This is a genomic window from Streptomyces sp. NPDC031064 (assembly GCF_055570965.1).
The window spans coordinates 84441-103303 of sequence record NZ_JBVIGF010000013.1 but is presented as its reverse complement, the minus strand read 5'-3'; the positions used below and the strand labels follow the sequence as shown (position 1 = coordinate 103303).

At 70.2% G+C, this 18863-nt stretch carries 15 protein-coding genes and 1 pseudogene; 5 read left to right on the top strand and 11 right to left on the bottom strand.

All coding sequences use genetic code 11. The features are described from left to right. Positions 1-1444: 1444 nt before the first annotated feature. Positions 1445-1810, top strand: a complete 366-nt coding sequence (locus ACZ46W_RS34410) for a hypothetical protein (protein WP_468346158.1) — start codon at positions 1445-1447, stop codon at positions 1808-1810. 791 nt (positions 1811-2601) lie between these two features. On the opposite strand, the gene ACZ46W_RS34405 is transcribed toward ACZ46W_RS34410, so the two are convergent. From ACZ46W_RS34405 to ACZ46W_RS34375, 7 genes and pseudogenes are all read right to left on the bottom strand, one after another. Further along, a complete protein-coding gene (locus ACZ46W_RS34405) occupies positions 2602-2871 on the bottom strand; it encodes a hypothetical protein (protein WP_468346156.1) in 270 nt (89 codons plus the stop codon). A gap of 1118 nt (positions 2872-3989) precedes the next feature. Next, on the bottom strand, positions 3990-6017 hold the full coding sequence (locus ACZ46W_RS34400; protein ID WP_468346154.1) for a tetratricopeptide repeat protein: 2028 nt from the start codon (positions 6015-6017) through the stop codon (positions 3990-3992). A gap of 220 nt (positions 6018-6237) precedes the next feature. Beyond that, on the bottom strand, positions 6238-6714 hold the full coding sequence (locus tag ACZ46W_RS34395; RefSeq protein WP_468346152.1) for a hypothetical protein: 477 nt from the start codon (positions 6712-6714) through the stop codon (positions 6238-6240). Positions 6715-7246: 532 nt separating this feature from the next. Continuing rightward, complete coding sequence (locus tag ACZ46W_RS34390; protein WP_468346150.1) at positions 7247-7471, bottom strand: hypothetical protein; 225 nt, start codon at positions 7469-7471, stop codon at positions 7247-7249. Between the two features lie 98 nt (positions 7472-7569). After that, positions 7570-7875 carry a hypothetical protein gene (locus ACZ46W_RS34385; RefSeq protein ID WP_468346148.1) on the bottom strand — a complete coding sequence of 102 codons (306 nt, stop codon included), beginning with the start codon at positions 7873-7875 and terminating at the stop codon, positions 7570-7572. 52 nt (positions 7876-7927) lie between these two features. Continuing rightward, positions 7928-9164, bottom strand: a pseudogene (locus tag ACZ46W_RS34380) (IS110 family RNA-guided transposase). Positions 9165-9496: 332 nt separating this feature from the next. Then, positions 9497-10801: an FAD-dependent oxidoreductase gene (locus ACZ46W_RS34375; protein ID WP_468346146.1), complete on the bottom strand. Its 1305-nt coding sequence runs from the start codon at positions 10799-10801 to the stop codon at positions 9497-9499. A 30-nt stretch (positions 10802-10831) separates the two neighbouring features. Between ACZ46W_RS34375 and ACZ46W_RS34370 the strand changes: the two genes are divergently transcribed. Then, a complete protein-coding gene (locus tag ACZ46W_RS34370; RefSeq protein WP_468346144.1) occupies positions 10832-11854 on the top strand; it encodes a helix-turn-helix transcriptional regulator in 1023 nt (340 codons plus the stop codon). 167 nt (positions 11855-12021) lie between these two features. On the opposite strand, the gene ACZ46W_RS34365 is transcribed toward ACZ46W_RS34370, so the two are convergent. Genes ACZ46W_RS34365 through ACZ46W_RS34350 form a run of 4 tightly spaced genes read right to left on the bottom strand, consistent with a single transcriptional unit; the run spans position 12022 to position 15361 of the window. After that, the gene (locus tag ACZ46W_RS34365) at positions 12022-12858 is read right to left on the bottom strand and encodes an ABC-2 transporter permease (RefSeq protein WP_468346142.1); all 837 of its coding nucleotides are present in this window, start codon (positions 12856-12858) and stop codon (positions 12022-12024) included. Then, positions 12855-13790, bottom strand: coding sequence for a hypothetical protein (locus ACZ46W_RS34360; protein WP_468346140.1), 936 nt, complete (start codon positions 13788-13790; stop codon positions 12855-12857). Before ACZ46W_RS34360 ends, ACZ46W_RS34365 begins: the two co-directional genes overlap by 4 nt. 21 nt (positions 13791-13811) lie before the next feature. After that, a complete protein-coding gene (locus ACZ46W_RS34355; RefSeq protein ID WP_468346138.1) occupies positions 13812-14417 on the bottom strand; it encodes a hypothetical protein in 606 nt (201 codons plus the stop codon). Beyond that, the gene (locus tag ACZ46W_RS34350; RefSeq protein ID WP_468346136.1) at positions 14414-15361 is read right to left on the bottom strand and encodes an ATP-binding cassette domain-containing protein; all 948 of its coding nucleotides are present in this window, start codon (positions 15359-15361) and stop codon (positions 14414-14416) included. Before ACZ46W_RS34350 ends, ACZ46W_RS34355 begins: the two co-directional genes overlap by 4 nt. A 172-nt stretch (positions 15362-15533) precedes the next feature. Between ACZ46W_RS34350 and ACZ46W_RS34345 the strand changes: the two genes are divergently transcribed. The 3 genes from ACZ46W_RS34345 to ACZ46W_RS34335 all read left to right on the top strand — a co-directional run bounded on the left by ACZ46W_RS34345 (position 15534) and on the right by ACZ46W_RS34335 (position 18717). Beyond that, entirely contained in the window at positions 15534-16787 is a 1254-nt protein-coding gene (locus ACZ46W_RS34345; RefSeq protein WP_468346134.1) for a sensor histidine kinase, read from the top strand. Beyond that, entirely contained in the window at positions 16784-17461 is a 678-nt protein-coding gene (locus tag ACZ46W_RS34340) for a response regulator transcription factor (RefSeq protein WP_468346132.1), read from the top strand. Before ACZ46W_RS34345 ends, ACZ46W_RS34340 begins: the two co-directional genes overlap by 4 nt. A 434-nt stretch (positions 17462-17895) precedes the next feature. Continuing rightward, the gene (locus tag ACZ46W_RS34335) at positions 17896-18717 is read left to right on the top strand and encodes a DUF1963 domain-containing protein (protein WP_468346130.1); all 822 of its coding nucleotides are present in this window, start codon (positions 17896-17898) and stop codon (positions 18715-18717) included. The last annotated feature ends 146 nt before the right edge of the window (positions 18718-18863 follow it).

The following is an 18863-nucleotide window of genomic DNA, read 5'->3' as shown; positions in this document are numbered from 1 at the left end:
CGCTGCGCGCTGCGCCAACGAACGGCCGAGCTTCGCTCGGCCGTGGACGGCTCCGCTTCGCGGAGCCTAGGGAGACCCCTCGCTTCGCTCGGCGGTTCCTCCGGCCGTAGCCCGAAGCCAGCGAACGCTCCCCACGCTGCGCAGGAGCGGAAAGCGGCTCGCTTCGCTCCCCGCTCTACGAGACTGCTGCGCTATCTCTTTGGGCGGTGACCTCCGCCGTCATCGGGCGTGCCGTGCTTCGCGCGGCACGATTGCAGGCCTTGCGGCCCGTGCTGGCAGTAGGAGTGGAGTCGGGCCGAGCTGCTGACTGGCCGTCAGGGTGGCAGACGAGTTAGGCCACTGTGCAGGGGCCTGACCTCGTTGCTTCAAAATCTGATGCGGATGTATTTTGGGAAGGATCACGACTCCCGGGAATGGGACTCCGTATCGCTGTCACCGGACGAGTGGAGCCGCGTCTCACCGGCCGGCGCCCGTAACTGGCAGCCCCCGTAGAGAGTAGGCCCGGAGAGACCGTGTCTGGTACCTCCCGCACGGGTGAACTCGCAGCGTCGCACAACGCGCCACCTGGACAAGTGTCCTGGCGCAGCACCGGTTCACCTGCCGGATGGCTGGGGGCAGCCCTGCATGTCTTCGGGCTTGGTCCAGGGCAGGTGGTGGTGGGCGTTGCTCAGGGGCCACACGGTCGGCGGCAGTGGCTTTCTGCGGGTGTTCTTGCGTCGCCTGGGGCGTGGTGGCTGGGGTGGGCGGAGTCTGCACTGTTCGGCGAAGTCGGTGAGGAGTGATAGCCCTGTCGAGCCCATGGGATCGATGTACAGGCGGTCGTTCCTGGTGCCGGCGGCCAGGAGATGAGTGAACGCCACGGCTCTCAGAAGCACGCGTGCCCAAGTGGGCACGGTGTGGGTCATACAGCCCTGGCGGACGTTGTGGCGGCCGTAGAGCGTCACCGTGCTGCCGCCCGTGCAGCGCGCATCGTAGCCAGCCGGCAGCACGGTCCCTAAGTGTACCAGACGTGTACCCATCATGATACGCCGGATGAACCTGCGGCAACAGAACATAATCTGCCATCAGGTGCTGGCTGTGCGGCTTCGATGCCGATGCGGTGCGTCCGGGACGTAGCATCCTGACGATCCGGCTGAAATCGCAGGGGCTGTCGACAGTACGTGCGTTGCCGTGGCATTCGCCCAGGAGGTTGACAACGCCCTCGGAGTCGGCTTGGCAGCCTGGGTAGGACAGGGAAGGTTGATAGGACTCCATATATGGCTAATCCGAGCATGCCTAGGCGCAAGCCGGCCGGTGGAGGCGAACGGGTGGTGGCACCTGACACCACCAACCAAGCAGGCAGGCACAGCGATGAAGCGCATGGTGGCCGTGGGTCAGCACTTGGACGCCACCGGCCGCATAGATCCCATGGCGCGTTCGCGATCGAGCAGGAAGGAGCCAGGTCGTGGCTGCCCGCGCGTTTCTGACCACGAGCACCAAAGAGTCACCACAGGACGGGAATACTCCTGCCACCGCTGGCTCCAAGGAGGTCAGCGACTTCATCACTGTGCAGTCGTTTACCAACTTCTCAGCGATGACCGGGGCGATCGTGGCGGCGTGGAAGGCGCTGCAGTTGACCGAGTGGGGTTGGACCGGTGATCGGGCAGTTCCGCTGGTGGCCTGTCTGCTCTTCGGCGTGATCTCGGTGCTGATTTCCAAGCTCGAGTGGCGTCAGATGGGTTCAGCCATTTTCGTGGCCTTGGTCAACTCGTTGGTGCTATTCGGCGCGGTGATCGGCGCAGTGACTGCAGTCGGGCTCAAGTCGAGCTGAGGTACCACCGGGCCACCCCTGCGGCCACGTCCAGCCCCCTCCACCTCTCTGGCGCGTATCGCACGACCCGAACGAACGGATGGTGCGGCGCGTTTCTCCCTGACCACAGCCGTGGACGCTGTTGGCCAAGGCGATGGCGGCGGCCACAGCGCGGTGCCATCGGTCGCGGTGTCCAGGAGAAATGCAGGTTGGTCCAGGGGATTTGCACCCCAGCCATGCGGACGCCGGGCAATCGGCGGCCCAGGAGGCGGGCGGTGGCCAGCTGGGTGGTCGAGGCGGCGGTGAAGCATGCGGTAGCAAGCTGGACCGCGAGGTGGGGGTGTGCTGTGCCGGTGTGGAGGCGTCGGGCGACCTCCCGATCAGTCAGCGCAGACCTGCCAGCCCTGACCACACTGAAATCCTTCGAGGACAGCCCGGTATGCGCCTGCGCCGCGCCCCCGGCGAGCGAGCGGGGCTTCATGTCTCCAGCCGAAGTCTTCGCTGGTGGCACACGAGGGTGAGGCGTACGTAACGCTTCATCACCGTCTCACGGAACGAGTATCAGACCTCAATGAGGCTTCCAGCTCCTGCTGCAGCTGTTTCAGCATTGTGGTGTCTGGGTCGGGCTCATAGGTCTCGAGCCCCACAATGTCGAGATCGCGTCGGAGGAACGCGAGCGCCAGATTGCGCCAGGTGTAGAGATCATCAGGCCGTCGGCCTCCCCTTTTGGCCCACCTGCGGCAGCGCTGACGCAGACCCAGAAGCGCACCACGGGTGGCGGCATCGGCGCACATGCCACCCGTGGAGTACAACTAGTCGTTCAGCTCGGCCGCGACCCTGGCGGCGGCCAGCGGCGTCACAGCTTCGGCACCGCCATGCGACAGACGCTGGAGAACGGCGAAGGCATCAGGGTAGGACGCAGGGCGCGTCTTGTGGTTCTCCAGCGCCCAGGCCACCTTGAGGTCCGTCAGCCACTTCCGGCGTTCCCGGCGAATCTGCACCAACGTCAGCAGCCCGCTGACGCCAGCCACCAGCAGCGCCACGAGGCCGGAGATCAACGCCGTCACTACGTGATCGTTCATCGCGCTGCCTCCGGAGTTGTGGGGCTATTGGCTCGCAGTTCGACCCAAGGTGTGCTCTGCCCAAGGCCTCCCGTGAATATTCGGCCGCACCGGCTTCCGCGCCCTCCCCAAATCTGTTGCCGCGCGCGACGCCGCAAGGAGCGACGGTCGCCAGACATCGCGTAGCCGCGGGCGGCGAGGCCATGCTCGAGGTCCTGGCCGATCGTCTCGCACAGTGGGGCTAGGAAGGGTCCGCAGTGGTGGGAGTACCGGATCGGGGCCGTTGATGATCCCGTGGTGGTGGCCAATGTGCGCTGGGTTGCTATCGCCACCCGCGCTGCATGGTCGGGATCCGCCCCGCGCAGCTTCGTGCCGATCCAGACTCTGCCCGCCGTCTACCACGCGCTGTGGGCGGCGAGCTGACCGCGCTGCTGGACCGGCCGCTTACCGAGCGAACGATGGTCATTCCGTACCCTCTACACAGGGGGTGATCACGATTCTGGAGGCAGACTTCTCATCACAGGCGCGGTTCCGGTTCAACCGAGACCGCCGCCAGCCCTGATTGCTACTGGCTCCAACCGGCGCACCAGGGAACAGGGCCGGGTGTTGGCGCACCCCGGTCCCCATGCCCTCTCACGGGCAGGGCATCGGCTTCACCCGTATCCACACCAACCTTCAGACCCCAGAAACAGGCGCACACGACACCCCAACACTCGGGTCACCGTGAAGATGGGGCACGCCCAGGCACACACCGCTGACGCAAGCGGCCAGCAGCGGTCAGCGGCACAGCCGTCACCCCCAGACCCGGCCCCGCCACTCTCCCAGCGCCACGCCTGCCCTTCACCCACAGCGCACCACACCCCACACCATATCCCCTTCACCCAGCCACGCCACGGCCAGGCAGCACTCCACACCCACTCAAACTGCACAGCGCCCAATCGACCTGAACAGCCCACCACACCAGTTGAGAAAACCCAGATCAAACGACCCAACGCTCCACCCACAACGCAGCTTCAGCAAGCGACCCCAGCCCGAGCGCACCCGACCAAGGTGCGAAACCACAGGCCACAGCACAGCCCCCTGCTCAGAACCACTGACCGGCGACAGCCGGACAGCCGAATACCTCTCCACACCGGCCTTCAGTGCTCAGGGGGCCCTTGGCCCAACTGCCCCTGCCACCGAGACAGCTCATCGCGTGTGGTCAGGGTCTGCGGATGATCCGGACCCAGCACACGCAGCCGATCGGCCAGCAACTCCTCGAACGCGGTCTTCGCGCTGTGCACATCCCCCGCCCGGACCTGCCAGCGAGCCAGTTCGTACCGGGTCATCATCGTCAAAGGGTGGTCCTGGCCCAGGACGCGCACTCGGTCGGAAACCAGCTCCTCGAACGCGGTGATCGCAACGAGTACGTCCCCCGACATCGCGCGCCAGTAGGCGAGGTTGTGGCGGGTGGCGAGGACGTGCGTGTGGTCCGGCGCCAGCGTGCTCATCTGATCGGCGAACAGCTCTTCGATGGCGGCCAGTGCGCCCTTGATGTCGCCGGCCATTCCCCGCCAGGAGGCAAGACTGCTCCGTGTGGTGAGCGTACGGGGATGACTCGACCCGAGCAATCGCGTTCTCGTCGCGAGAAGATCTTCGAACGCGACGATGGCACCGATGGTGTCTCCTGTCTGCCCTCGCCAGTACGCCAGGCTGTGCTGGGTGGTGAGGGTCTGGGCGTGCTCCTCACCCAGGATGCGGACGCGGTCGGCCAGCAGCTCCTCGAACGCGGCCTTTGCGCCGAGCGCGTCCCCCGTCGAGCCCTGCCAGCGGGCGAGTTCGTGTCGCACGGCCAAGGTCCGGGGGTGGTCGGGTCCGAGCCGGGCACGGACCGAGCGGACCAGCTTACGGTAGTGCCTGTACGCGGCGGTGACCTGTCCGCTCGCACCGAGACTGTTCCCGGCGCGTAGAAGCACGGGGTGCGGTTCCGGCCGGTACAGCGCCTCCTCACCCCAGTGGCGCAGCGCCGACGTGTTGGCCCGCAGTGTCTGGGCCAGAAGCACGTCGCGGTCGGGTACCGGCCAGGCTGCCATCAGGGCGTTGGCGGCGGTGACGACGAGTTCGTCCCGGGCATGCGCGGTCATCTGGTCGCGGGCAGAGCGCTGGACGAGCTGGTGAACGCGGACCGCGCGGTAGCGGCTGCCGGGCGTGTGGTCGACCAGGTTGAGGCGGTGCAGGGCGCGCAGGGTTTCTGCGGTGTCCTGCACGGACACCTCGGTCCCTGGCTCCGGGTTGGGCTCTTGCTGTCCGGTACGGGTGCGGTGCCGGGCAAGATAGGCGCGAGCCGTCCGGCCGGTCAGCACGGCGTGCGGTACGCCGTTGGGGTCGAGCACAGCGGCCAGCCAGAGCATGGGGCGGGCCAGGCCGACGGGCCGGAGGCGGTCCGCCCGTTCGACGGACAGCGACCAGGCGGCCGCGACGGTGACCGTCTGGTCGTCGGGCAGGCCGGTGGGTTCCGGTAGTACGTCGGCGAGGCAACGGGCCCGATCAGCGAGACGGCCGCGGTAGGTGGCGCAGTCCAGATTCGCGTCGACGATGTAGGCAGCGGCCTGGGAGAGGGCGAGCGGAAGGTGGTCGAGGTCCTCCGCCAAGGCCGCGATCTGGTCGACGGGCTGTCGGTGGTGGTGCGAGGCGAGTACATCGGTGAGGTAGGCGGCGGCTTCGAGGGGTGTGAACAGGCCCACCGGAACCAGCCGACGTCCGCCGCCTGTCAGTGCTGCGTCCCGGCGGCGGGTAGTGATCAGGGTGCGCCCGCTGGGACTGGTGGGTGGCCACAGACCGCGCAGGTCGGAGGGGTCGGCCACGTCGTCCAGGACGATCAGCCAGCGGGGCGGGGCGGCGTTGTCGGCGGACGTGGCTCGTTTGGGCTCCAGCCAGGCCAGGAACGCGGTGGCGGCGCGCTCAGGGTCGGTGGGGTCGGCTCCCAGGATGTCCACCGCCGCCTGTGCGTACGCCGCGGTGATCGCCTCGCGTGTGGTGGCAGTGACCCACACCAGCAGGTCCACCGAACCGTCGGCCCAGGCGCGGCGGGCGTGGTGCGCGGCGAGCTGGGTCTTGCCGACGCCTCCGGTTCCGGCCAGCACGTGGCACGGCACGCCCACGCCTCCGTCGGCGCTCGGCCGCTCCATCTGCCGGACCAGGGCGGCACGGTCTTGGAAGGAGTCGGCTTGCCGGGGCAGCGCCCCAACCTGATGGGGCCATCTGACGGCTGGACGGGGGGCTGTGTAGTAGGCGACCTGGCCGACGTGGCCGACCGCCAGGCCACCGTTGCCGGCGCGGTGACGTTGTGCGGCACCCCGTTGCCCTCGGGATACGGCACCGGGGGTGGGCTTGGTGCGGCGGGTCCGTTCAGCCCTTGGACGGATCCGGCGCCGGAGGGGGGTCGAAGTGCACCCCTCCGTTGACCACACCGGCGGCGACCGAGCGGTCACCAGCTCGGATTTCGGCGTTTCCGCCCACGGCCAGGCCGCCTGTTCCGGCCGACATCCGGTTCGGCGGGGCGTGCTGGGCCAGTAGCGTACGAAGGCGGCTGGCGGCCAGGGCACGCTCCGCGTCTCCTAGGAGTTCCAGGGCGGCTTCGATACGGCCCTGCCAGAACGCCTCCTGTCGGATCAGAGCCTCTTCGGATCCCTCTGGGGCTGTTTCCCGGAGGCCGGTGGCGGTGTGGTCCAGGCGTTCGAGCTCCGCCCGCTCACGAGCGGAGTCCTCGCCGCCGAACCAGCGCGCCAGCGCCTGGCGGAACCCCGCCCACGCGTCGGTGCCTGCGGCCTGAACCACCGCGGCGCCGCCTGCTGCGGCCAGTACTGTCAGAGCCTCGTCCAACATCACGCCCCCCTGCTTGCGACCGTCTGACAGGACCGTAGCTCCGCCCCCTCTACCGGCGCAGCGACTTGGCGGAACACACCCTGTGGTCCAGCCGATCAGCCGGTTCCTCCGATGACGTGAGCACCATCTCGCCGCAGGTGGCGCTGTTCCAGGCGCTCGTAGGCCTCGTTTTGCGGATCTCTCGGCGACCGGCGAGGAGGCCGAGGGCGCAGATGCAGCGCAGCGGGAATACGCCGCCGCGTCCGCGCGCAACTGTGCTGAGGGGCAGCGCGAAGCGCTCGACAAGGTAAGCGAACTCGTCGACGAGCGCCGGGCCCGGCTGGAGGAGCAGATGAAGCAGGCTGAATCGGAGACCACCACCGGCCCGGCGCAACGACGGAGACGGGTTCGGGCGCGGCCGGCGTGCCCTGCCGCCACCCGGATCGTCGTGCTGAGCGACGCGTGCATGATCCGCCCCACGGCAAGCGCGCTTGAGGGCCCTAGCCCGCCCGGCGAGGGCCCTCACCACCCCACACAGCGCTGCGGAGCTGCGTCAGGCGGCGCTCCACTGATGGGGCTGACCCCCGCGCCACTCCACCCAGCGCGGGTCATCCAGCACCCTGTCCGGGTCGATCGCTCCAGCCGCTTCCAGGAAGAGGACCAGGTCGTGGTCGGACTGCGCCAGGCCCAGGCTCTCGTCCCAGCCGTGCCGGTGCAGGGTGACCCGTCGGCCGCCGGACTGCGACGGCCGGTGCACAACGACCGGCGCACTGCCCACGCCCCCAGGGTCGCCCACACCATGGCGCCCCGGCCAGCAAGCCAGCCGGCTTCTTCGCTCGGTTATCGCGTGGGGAAGACACTCATGCAGCTAAGCCGTCAGGCCGCAGGGGGTCCGCCGCCCCATCGCCCGCGCAGAACTTCGGCCCAGTCGCCAGCTTCCGGACCCGGGTCCTCCCACGGCGGCAACGGATGGGGAGCCGTCTCGATCAAGTGCACGAGCGTCCAGGCGACGCCGTAGCAGTCGTCGGGGCCGAAGCAGGTGGCCAGGGCAGCGGCCTCTTCGGACGTGACAGGGCGGGAGATCGCCGTCAGTTGGCGTTCACGCCGGTCGATCTCTTCCTCGCTTGCGTCCCAGTCCGGAAGCGGTCCGTCGGCGACGAACGTCTGCACTTCGGGTCTCATGACCGAATGATCGTCTCCGCCGCCGCCCCGGGACAAGCTGCCCCGTTCTGCTTCATGCGGTGGCTGTTCCTGCTGGTTGGGGCTCTGCGGGGAAAGCGATCGCTTCATCAAAGGGACCCGCGCCAAGAGGCAGTGATGGAGTTGGCCGAGCATGCGGTTGAACAGGTGCCGCAGAGCCTGCATGTGCCAGTCCCCAGTGGTCCGTCGGCGCCGGTAGTGGGCGTCCGCGCCGGACGAACCGCTGAGGGAGGCGAAGGCTCAGGGGTGGCCGACGTGGTTGTGGCGGTTGGTTTTGACGAACCGGCGCCCGACGTAGTGGCGCTTGCCGGAGGCCCGGGTGATGGGGGCCGCGCCCGCGTATGCCTTCAGTCCTCCGGCGGTGGCGAACCGCGTGCGGTCGTCCCCGATCTCTGCCAGGATCCGTGCGCGGATCTGGGCGCCGATGCCAGGGAAGCTCAGCATGATCGGGGCGTTTGGGTGGGCTCGAAAGGCTTCCTCAGCGGCCTCGCCGAGATCGGCGACTGCTCAGCAGGCGGCGTCCATCTGCAGCAGGGCCGCGGCCTGCTTGCTCATCGCTTCTTAGACCAGCGGGACCTGGTGGGGCACCTCCCGGCGGAAGAGCTGCTGCAGCCGCTCAGCATCGGCCTCGACGTTCATGCGCCGGCCGGCCCGCTTCCTCATGGCCGTCAGGCGCCAGAGCGGCAGCTTGGCAGCCAGCGCGGGCGTCGGTGCCACCGCCAGGATTCGACGGGCGTCAGCGCGGGCCAGGCCTCCCTGCTTGTCCTTGAACGCCTCCAGGAACGCCGGAAAGTACTCACGCAGCAGCGAACGGCGCTGGTTGCAGAGCTGCTATCGGCTCCAGACCGCGTCCTGCTGGGCTCCGGCTAGGACAACCACCGCCTGAACCAGGTCGGTGTCGGCGGCCAGCGCCGGTGCATCGGCATGTCCGTGCAGATGATGTTGGCGAGCACGAGTGCGTCGCCGGGGTCGGACTTCTTGCGGCTCACGCCGTGGCGGTCACGGTAGCGGGAGGCCGCCATCGGGTTGACCGCGAAGATCTGCCGGGGGCCCTGCCTCAGCGTGGCGACCAGCAGGCCGCGGCTGGTCTCGATGGCCACTGGGATCGGCGTCTCGGCAGTGTCGCCGTGTTCCGCCAAGAGGTCGAGCAGCAGGCGGTAGCCGTCCAGGTCATCGCCGATGCGGCACTTGGCCAGCAGCGTGCCGGTGCCGTCCACGAGCGCGACGTCGTGATGCCCCTCCGCCCAGTCGATCCCGCAGAACACATCCATGGATCCCGCCCCTTCGCCGGTGCTGTTCTCGAACACGAGCACGCGGGGCCGCACGGCGCACTAATTCCAGGACTCCAAGGTCCGCCACCTCATCAGCCGTGCGCGGCATCGCAAGGCCGCACGGGGGCACGCCGTGTCCAGAGCTCAAGGCTCGTGAGGAAGAACGCGTCACCGTGCGGCAGCTCATCCAACGAGGATCTCGAACTCGACGACCCCGCAGGGGCAGAACGCGCGAGGACCGGTCGGCGCCCAGCGCCACCAGTCTTTCTGAACACCGGCACGCGGGTCTGCACACGTCGGCGCAGGCAAAATGCGTGCCCCGACGTCGATCGTCAGTGACGTCGGCGCAGCCGGACGGCTGCGGCCAGGATCGGGGTGGTCGCGGCGGTGGCGGCGGCACCCAGTGTGGTGTCGGTGGCCAGGATCAAGCGGACTGTTCGCATGGCCAGGGTGAGGACCTCGCTGCCGCGCTGGCGCATACTTGCCTCGAACCGGCTGACGGCCATGGTGAGAGTGGTGGCGCCGTCGGCGGCTTCGCAGAGCTGGTCGAGCAAGCCTGCGGCGTCGCGGATGGCCGCGCCGGCGCCCATTCCGGCGGTTGGTGGTGTCGCGTGGACGGCGTCGCCGAGCGCGGTGATCTGGCCTGCGGGCCATGGCGCGAGGTCGGCTGCGCGGGTCGAGGCGGCGTTGAAGCGGAAGGCGGCCACGCTGTGTGGGTCGGCGCGGGCGATGACCTCGAGCGTGTGCTCGGCCCAGCCACGCTCGCGGAACCGGTCAACCAGCGCGGCCTGCAACTCGCCCTCACGGGCATCGCGCATAGCGTCGGTGATGACGGATTCGGGGAACATGCCGCCCCAGATATAGGTGGGTCCGGTTGTGACGGACATCCGCAACTTTGGTGCGTCGAGGACGGCGTTGCCGACCGGGTCGAGGAAACCGATGTAGAGGGCCGTGGCCCGAGGGCCTAGTGCCAGCCCTGATCGTGGGCCGAGCCGCCGCTGTTCACGAGGGCTCAGATCTGCGAGGGGCGTGCGGCCGGAGAACCCGATGATGCCGGCCGGGCTGTTGGTCGGGCCTCCGGCGAGGTGCCGGGCGACGATTGAGTGGGCGCCGTCCGCGCCCACCACCAGATCAGCCGTGACGGGTGCGGCGTCGGTGAACCGCACCTGGGGTGCGCCGTCTTTGTCGTAGCCGACGCCGGACACGGTCCGCCCCAGGTTCAGGTCGTCGCCGACCGCCTCCGCCAGGAGGGTGCGCAGGGTGATGCGGTCGATGTCGACGCCGGAATTACTGCTGAGGTCCGGTCCGTGGCCGAGGAGCCGGCCTCGGCGGTCCCAGAACGCGTCGCGGTCGCGCAGCCGCAGTGCCGAGGCTGACGCCAGCAGACGCTCCATGATTGTCGGCGCCACCAGCTTCCGCAGCGCCGACTGCGCCCGCTCGTCCAGGGTGATGTGGTAGCCGCCTGTCGCCGTAACGTCGCTGTCGCGGTCGAATGCCGTCACCTCGAAACCTCGGCGACGCAACCCCGCCGCCAGCGCGAGCCCACCGATCCCGCCCCCAACCACAACGACACGCATATCGTCCCCTTTCACCACCAGTTGCTTTCGCGGACCGACGATGACAGCGGTAGTGGACACGGAGTGGCCAGTACTGGCCATGATGGGGTGATGGCGAGTACTTCACGACGGGCGTTGCGACTGTTGTCTCTTCTCGGGTCGCGCCGGCAGTGGCCGCTGCGTGAGCTGGCCACCAGGCTCGGGGTCAGTGAGCGGACCGTCCGCCGCGACATCGAGACCCTGCGTCAGCTCGACTACCCGATCACCACCGTCCACGGTCCCGACGGCGGCTACAGGCTCGGTGCCGGGCACACCCTTCCTCCGCTGCTGTTCGACGACGATCAGGCCCTCGCGGTCGCGGTGGCTCTGCAGACCGCGCCCAGCACGGTGTTCGGCCTGGCGGACGATGCGGCGAGGGCGCTGGGCGCCCTGGAACAGGTGATGCCCGCTCCGCTGCGTGCGGCCATGGAAGCCTTGCGCCTGACCAGGCTCCAGAACTACTGGGACTTCTCCGCACCACCCATCGACTCGACCGCGCTCACCGCCGTGGGGGCCGCAGTCCACCGCCGCCACGTGCTCGTCACCGAAACGCTGCGCGCCGACGGCTCACGCCCGGAACCTGGCGACGACGACTTCCTGCCCGCCCGCCGCATCGAGCCCCACCACCTGGTCGTCTGGGCCGGTCGTTGGTACCTGGTCGCCTACGACCTCGCAGACCACGAGTGGCGGGTGTGCCGCGTCGACCGCCTCCACCCGCGCCCAACGACGCGCCGCTTCACCGCACGCGAGCTTCCCGGAGGCGACCTCGCCCAGTTCGTCATGAGCAGCCACGACCGCGGGGACACCCCCGCCGCCTGGCCATGCACCGGCAGCGCCCGACTCCGCCTTCCCGCCGGCGTCGTCGCCCGCTGGGCGCCAGGCGGCTCGGTCGTCGAACACCTTGACAGCGAGCACTGTCGACTCACTCTCGGCGCCTGGTCCTGGGCTGGGATCGCCGGCATCCTTGCCACCTTCGATGCCGAACTCACAGACCTTCGCCCGCGCGAACTCGTCCAGGCATGCCGACGCCTCGCGCACCGATGGGTCGTCATTGCGGAGACCGGCGACAGCGACAACCCGACCCGTCTCCCCTAGCTGTAGCTGATGAACCGGCAGGTTCCTGACTTCATGGGCCGGTGCGGGTCGCTGGGGCGCCGCGCGGCGCGTGGGTCGCCGAGCCGGGCGGGGCCGCTGTGCGGGCGCTTGGGTCGGTCGGGCGCGACGGGGTGGCCGGTGGGGCGCTCGTGGTCGGCTCGTTTCGGCTACGCGTCGCGCCTGTGGAGCAGCAGGCTGCCGGTCAGCAGCGCGGCCGCGGCCCACGTGGCGAGCACGCCCAGGCCGGCCCATGGGCCGATGGGCAGCTCGTGCAGGTGGACGGTGGCTTGGACCGCGAGTCCGGCGGTCATGGGCGCGATCTGCTGGAGGTGGCGGTGCCACTCCGGGTCGCTGACCACCTGGGTGACGACCGGGAAGAGGTAGAGCAGCCCGAGCACGATCCCGATGGCGGTCGCCGCCTCCCGTACCGCCGTCGCCACGCCGAGGCCGATCAGGGCGATCAGGACCAGGTAGAGGACCGAGCCCAGGGCCGCGCGCAGGGTCGGGCCGTCGGCCAGGGACAGCGGGGCGTAGCCGTGCGCCTCGGTGAATCCGTTGCCGGGGAGGATGTAGCGGCCGGCGAGGAGGGAGGCCAGGATGGCAGCCGTCCCGGAGGCCAGGACGACCGTGGTGAGGACCGTCGCCTTGGCGGTGAGGACGGTGAGCCGGTTGGGCACCGCCGTGAGCGTGGTGCGGATCATCCCGGTGCCGTACTCGCCGCTGACGGCCAGTACCGCGACGACGGCGATGACCGCCTGCCCGACGGTGACGCCGGTCAGGGCGAGCCGGACGGCGTCCTGGCCGCACCACGAGTCCGGGCACTTCACGGCCTTGGCGGTGCCGCAGCCGACGGCCACGGTCAGCGCGACGGCGAGCAGGAGCAACCTGCCCGTGCCGCCCGCGGTGCGCAGCTTCGTCCATTCCGCGCGCAGGGCGCGGCCGAAGTCCCCCCGCCACGCGCCGTCCGCCGTGCTCGTGCCTCGTGCACCGCCCAGGAGACTCATACGTCCCTCCCGCGCAGCCGCACCACGGCCAGGCCGAAGGCGAGCGCCGCGTATCCGCACAGCACGGCGAGGCCGGCCCAGGGCGCCAGGGGGTAGTAGCCGGTCGACGGCTCGTACACGCTGAGCACCTGCGTGTACCGAGGCAGGGTCTGCTGGATGGCGAAGCCCGCTGCCGGAGTGACCCGCAGCAGCCACTCCGAGACGGCCGGGGGCAGTACGCCGGAGGTGGCGAGCAGGAAGGGCAGCACGATCGACGCGATGACCAGGGCGACCGCCGTACCGCTGCGCCGCAGCAGGGCACCGGCGCCGAGAGCGAGCACGGCGGCGGCTGCGCAGAGCAGGCCGGTGCCGACCATGACGCGCACTTCGGTCGCCGACGTGACGGGGAAGACGTGGAAGCCCCTGCCGCGCGCGCCGCGTTCCCCGATGGGAAGGGTGATCACGGCGGCCACCAGGCCGATGGCGAACGCGACACCCCCGGCCACCAGCGCCTTGGCGCCAAGCACCCGGCCCCGCTGGGGGGTTGACGCCATGGTCGTACGCAGCAGACCTCTCCGGTACTCGCCGGTGATGAACACCGTGCCCACGGCGATCACCACGATCAGCCCGGCGAAGGTGCCGACGAGGAAGTTCTCGACGGAGAAGCCGGCACCCATGACGGGCCCGCCGACGACGGGTGCGATGTCACCGGCTCCGGTCACGGTGAACCCGCCGCCGTCGGTCCGGGTGAAGCCGCCCTCGGTGGTGTTCGTGTAGCTGCCGGAGGTGCCCGCGTCGCCACCCACCTGTGTGCCGCTCCACGCACTTGGGGACCAGCCGCCGGTGAGGCCGGGAGGGCCGAAGGTGCCGGTGGCCACGGCGGGGCTGAAGCCCGTGCCCGCCGCGGTGTCCTGCTTCGCCTGAGGTGACGTGGCGAAGAGCCCGGCCCGCACGGTGCGCGCAAGCCCGGGCAGCTAGGCATGGCCGACCTCGGTCCAGTGGGAGCCGTCGGTGGAGGTGTGACCGGTGAGGATGTCGCCGGAGCGGACCAGTCGCAGCCAGCGTGGGGACTCCTGGGTGATTCTGCCGGATGGGCCCGCCGTGTCGTGGGTGTAGTCGTACTGCATGCGCACGCCGTGGCCGCCGGTGGCCATGACCGCCGCGTACGGGGATCCCTGGGTGAGGCTTTCCTTGACGATGACCCCTGCCTTCGCCCAAGGCTGGGCGCCCTGGGCCGTCTTGCCGTTTCCCGTGTCGGCCACGCCGGTCAGGGAGCGCAGGGCAACGGTGAGGGAGCCGTCGCCGGTGAGCGTCCTGTGGACGAAGTAGAAGCTGTCGTTGACGGCCTCGCCGCCGGGGCCCTTCGGATACGTGGCGGAGTCGGCGCCGCGACCGCCGGGGGCGGGGGCGGCCGTGCCGAGCAGGCCGACCACGATCGTCGCCAGGAGCGCCCCCGCCATGGCGAGGACCCAGCCGCGTACCGTACGGAACTTCGTCCACTCGGCGTGCAGCGTCCTGAGGAACCCACTCTGCGCAGCGCGCCTCGGGGCCGGGGGGCGAGGGGGGACGGTGGCGGTCATCGCGCGGCCTCCCCCGCCGGGATGCCCCGGTACTCCACCGCGTCCCGGGTGAGCTCCATGTACGCCTCTTCGAGCGTCGCCCGGTGCGTGGACACCTGGGAGAACGGCACCCCGTTCCGGGCGAGCAGGGCCACGATCTCCTCGTCGGGCAGGCCCGTGACGTCGAGGGTGCCGGGGCCGGTGGCGCGAACGGTGGCGCCCGCGCCGTGCAGGACCTGGGCGGCGCGCGCAGGGGCGGAGGTACGCAGGGTGACCCGGCCGCCGGACACCTCGGCGAGCAGCTCGGACACGCTGGTGTCCGCGACGACCCGGCCGCGGCCGATCACCACGAGATGGTCCGCGGTGTCCTCGAGTTCGCCCATCAGGTGACTGGAGACCAGGACGGCGCGGCCCTGCCGGGCCAGCGACGACAGGAAGCCGCGCATCCACACGATGCCGTCGGGGTCGAGGCCGTTGAACGGCTCGTCCAGCATGACGACCGGCGGGTCGCCGAGCAGCGCCGCCGCGATCCCCAGGCGTTGGCGCATGCCCAGCGAGAAGCCGCCGGCCTTGCGCCGGGCCGCCGTGCCCAGGCCGGTCTGGTCGATGACCTCGTCCACCCGCCGGGCCGGTACGCCCTGTGAGTGGGCCAGCCACAGCAGGTGGTTGCGGGCGGTGCGGCTCGGCTGCAGCGCGGAGGCGTCGAGCAGTGCCCCCAGGTGCCGCAGCGGGCGACGCAGCGTGCGGTACGGCACCCCGTCGACCAGGGCCTTTCCCTCCTCGGCCGCGTCAAGGCCCAGGATCACGCGCATGGTGGTGGACTTGCCCGCGCCGTTCGGGCCGACGAAGCCGGTCACCCGTCCGGGCCTCACGGTGAATGTCATCCCGTCCAGGGCAAGCTGTGGCCCGAAGCGTTTACGCAGGCCGATGACTTCGATCGTCGCCTTCGTACTCTCATCGCTCATGAGCCCCACCCTGTGGCGGAGCGAGTTACAGGGGCCGAACGGCCACTGTCATCTCGCTGTTAGGCGCCTCGGTCTAGCCTGGGCCGGTACGTGTTCTGATGCGTGTCCTGGTACGTGTTCGGTGCGTGTCCTGGTACGAGTTCTGGTGCGGTGGCGAGGGGGGAGCATGCGGATGACATGGGGTCCGCGCCGACGGCTCGCGGGCCTGAGTGCCCGGCTCGGCCTGCGCCGTGGCACTGCCCGCACCCGCTTCACCGCCTTGTACGTGACTCTGTTCCTGCTGTCGGGAACGGCGCTGCTCGCCATCGTGGCCGTGGTGGCATCCGGCGGATCGCGCTCCAGCCGGACCGCTCCCGATGGCGGCACCTATCAGGCCGCCACGGCGGCACAGGCCCAGGGCCGCATCGACGAGCTGGAGCAGCAACTGGCCCAGGCGCACGACATCCGGTCCCGGCAGATCCTGGTCGGCTCCGCCGTCGCCCTCGGCGTCATGGCGGTGATCTCGGTGGGCCTCGGCTGGTTCGTCGCCGGCCGGGTGCTGCGCCCGCTGCGCGTGATGACAGCGGCCACCCGCCGGATCACCGCCGACAGCCTGCATGAACGCCTGGCCATCGGCGGCCCCGGCGACGAGGTGAAGGACCTCGCCGACACCATCGACGACCTCCTCGGCCGCCTGGAGGGCTCCTTCGACGCCCAGCGCCTCTTCGTCGCCAACGCCTCCCACGAGCTGCGCACCCCGCTCACCACGATGCGGGCCTCCCTGGACGTGGCCCTCGCCAAGCCGGGCCCGGTACCCGAGGCCACGGCCACGCTGGCCGTCCGGATGCGCGCCGAACTCGACCGGGTGGACCGGCTGCTGGAGGGTTTCCTCGTCCTGGCTCGCTCCCAGCACGGCGAGTTCACCGACTCGGCGCACCTCTCTCTCGGCCGACTCGCGCTGACCGCCCTGACCGGGCGGGCGCAGGACATCGCGGCCAGGGGCCTTACCGTGCGTGAGAGCCGGATCGACGACTCCGCGTGGGTGTGGGGCAGCCGGACGCTGCTGCGCCGCGTGGCCGACAACGTGGTCGACAACGCGATCACGCACAACGATCCCGGGGGCTGGATCAGTGTCGCGGTACGGGCCGAAGGAGACGACGCGGGCGCAGTGTCCCTCGTCGTCGAGTCCAGCGGGCCGGTCCTCGACCAGCGGCGGGTGGCGGACCTCGCGCAGCCCTTCCGCCGCCTTGGCGCCGACCGGACCGGCACCGGCCACGGCAGCGGCCTCGGCCTCTCCATCGTCGCGGCCATCACCCGGGCCCACCACGGCACCCTGGACCTGCGCGCCCGCTCCGGCGGCGGCCTGCGCGTCACCATCACCCTCCCCCGTACGGACGGCAGGGAGACGGCGGAAGCCGCCGGCACAGGGACGGGCGTGGCGCGTTGAGAGTCCTGGTGGTCGAGGATGCCCGCCCCCTCGCCGAAGTCGTCGCCGAGGGACTGCGCGACCAGGGCATGGCCGTGGACGTGGCCCACGACGGGCTCGACGCCGCGGCCAAGCTGGACGTCAACGCGTACGACGTCGTCGTGCTCGACCGCGACCTGCCAGGCATCCACGGCGACACCCTCTGCCGGATGATCACCGAGCAGGACGGCCGCGTGATGGTCCTGATGCTGACCGCCGCCGACTCACCCGGCGACCGCGTCAGCGGCCTGACCCTGGGCGCCGACGACTACCTCGCCAAGCCCTTCCACTTTCCCGAACTCGTCCTGCGTATCCGCGCCCTGGCCCGCCGCCGCCCCGCCGCCCGGTCCCGCACCCTGAGCACGGCGGGCATCGAACTCGACCCGATGCGCCGCACCGCCAGCCGCGACGGCCGCCCACTCGACCTGTCCGTCAAGGAATTCGCGGTACTCGAAGCCCTCCTGGACGCGAGCCCCGCCTTTCTCAGCACGGAGAACCTCCTCGAACAGGTGTGGGACGAACACGCCGACCCGTTCACCAACACCGTCACGGTGACCATCAGCCGCCTGCGCCGCAAACTCGGCGCCCCCTCGGTCATCGCCACCACACCCGGTGTGGGGTATCGGATCATCGACTCAGGCGCCTCACCTGGCTGAGCAGCCGCCAGGGGCCGGACGCGGTCACCATCCCCGCGATGCGCAGGACGGGCGAGGACCCGAACCGACTCCTGCCCGGAGCAGGTCTCGTACGTGGACCGGCTCCTCTCAAGGCCGTCGACAGGATTGGATGTGGGGATGGGGAGATCCACAGTCTGGACACGCGGATGGGGGACGGCAGCGCTGATATGCGCGGCGGCGGTGGTCCTGCTTCCCGTCGTACGGTTCACCGCTGCCGCGCCGCGCGTCGACATGCTGGTCGCGATGGTGATGGCACTCGTGTGCGGCCTGGGGTGGGTGGCGGCCACGCGCCGGGCGCACACCATCAGTCCCTGTCGACATCACGCTCCGAAGGTCAGTAGCGCCCAAATGCTGTGTATGCGAATGAGTTCGGTCCTGCCGCTTCCCGTCCATGAGCCCGTTAGGGTGGCCCGGTGACCGACGCGATCATGGACAGAGTGAACCGCTTCCGGGCCGAGGCGGCATCCCGCGGTCTGCCGTCGGAGGAGGTGGAGGAATGGATACGGGTCGCCCGTCCGGCGGTGTACTTGGCGGAGGGCGGTGATGGTCCCCTCGTGGCCCAGATCGGCGGCGACCCCATGCTGCCGCACGGCGTGCCGAGGCCGTCCGATCACTTCGTGGCCTCCGTCGACCTCGCGGCTCTCCCGCCGGACGTCAATGGCCTCCCGCTTCCCGCCGACGGCCACCTGCTCCTCTTCTCCGGCACCGATGTGCACGGCATCGGCGGACAGGTGTCCGACGCGGTGCTGTACGTCCCCGCCGGGACCCCGACAACCCGGAGCCCCCTCGAACACAGCTGGCGCGAGCCGTACCAGCCGCGTGAGCTCCGCACGGTCTGGCACCAGCCGAGCGCGCAGATGCCGGAGAGCTTCGCCCTCGACAGATGGGGCGACTTCCCCGAGGACGAGCAGTTCGAACTCGCCGACGAACTCAGCGACGCCTGGGCGCACGTGGGCGGCCACCGCCCTGCCTGGGCCTTGCAGATCGGCGGCCACCCCGTCTCGCCCCAGAACGACCCCGTCCACTACGCCCGTGGTTCCGAGGAGGGCGGTCCCTTCGAGCAGGGCGGCACGGCCCACGGAGAGGGCGCCGATGACTGGGCTCTCCTGGCCACCTGGAGGTGCGGCGACGACGTGAGGGAACTGGACTCCGGCGTGGCCCACTGGGTGGTCCGCCGCCGAGACGTGGCGGCCCGGCGCTTCGACCGGGTCCACCGCTACGTCGAAATGGCCTGACCGTGCGGGGCAGGGACGGCCGGCTCCACGACGCTCATCGGCTGCCCTCCGGCCACGCCCATCCGGTCCGTGTCGTCACCATGCCGATCGTTCTGCTTGGGAACCCACTGCCGGCCCCCGGCCCCCGGCCAAGCCCGCCCGTGGAA

Coding starts and splice junctions, on each gene's coding strand:
- ACZ46W_RS34405 (WP_468346156.1), bottom strand. CDS start 2,871: ATGAACGATCACGTAGTGACGGCGTTGATCTCCGGCCTCGTGGCGCTG.
- ACZ46W_RS34400 (WP_468346154.1), bottom strand. CDS start 6,017: ATGGAGCGGCCGAGCGCCGACGGAGGCGTGGGCGTGCCGTGCCACGTG.
- ACZ46W_RS34395 (WP_468346152.1), bottom strand. CDS start 6,714: ATGTTGGACGAGGCTCTGACAGTACTGGCCGCAGCAGGCGGCGCCGCG.
- ACZ46W_RS34385 (WP_468346148.1), bottom strand. CDS start 7,875: ATGAGACCCGAAGTGCAGACGTTCGTCGCCGACGGACCGCTTCCGGAC.
- ACZ46W_RS34370 (WP_468346144.1), top strand. CDS start 10,832: ATGGCGAGTACTTCACGACGGGCGTTGCGACTGTTGTCTCTTCTCGGG.
- ACZ46W_RS34365 (WP_468346142.1), bottom strand. CDS start 12,858: ATGAGTCTCCTGGGCGGTGCACGAGGCACGAGCACGGCGGACGGCGCG.
- ACZ46W_RS34355 (WP_468346138.1), bottom strand. CDS start 14,417: ATGACCGCCACCGTCCCCCCTCGCCCCCCGGCCCCGAGGCGCGCTGCG.
- ACZ46W_RS34350 (WP_468346136.1), bottom strand. CDS start 15,361: ATGAGCGATGAGAGTACGAAGGCGACGATCGAAGTCATCGGCCTGCGT.
- ACZ46W_RS34345 (WP_468346134.1), top strand. CDS start 15,534: ATGACATGGGGTCCGCGCCGACGGCTCGCGGGCCTGAGTGCCCGGCTC.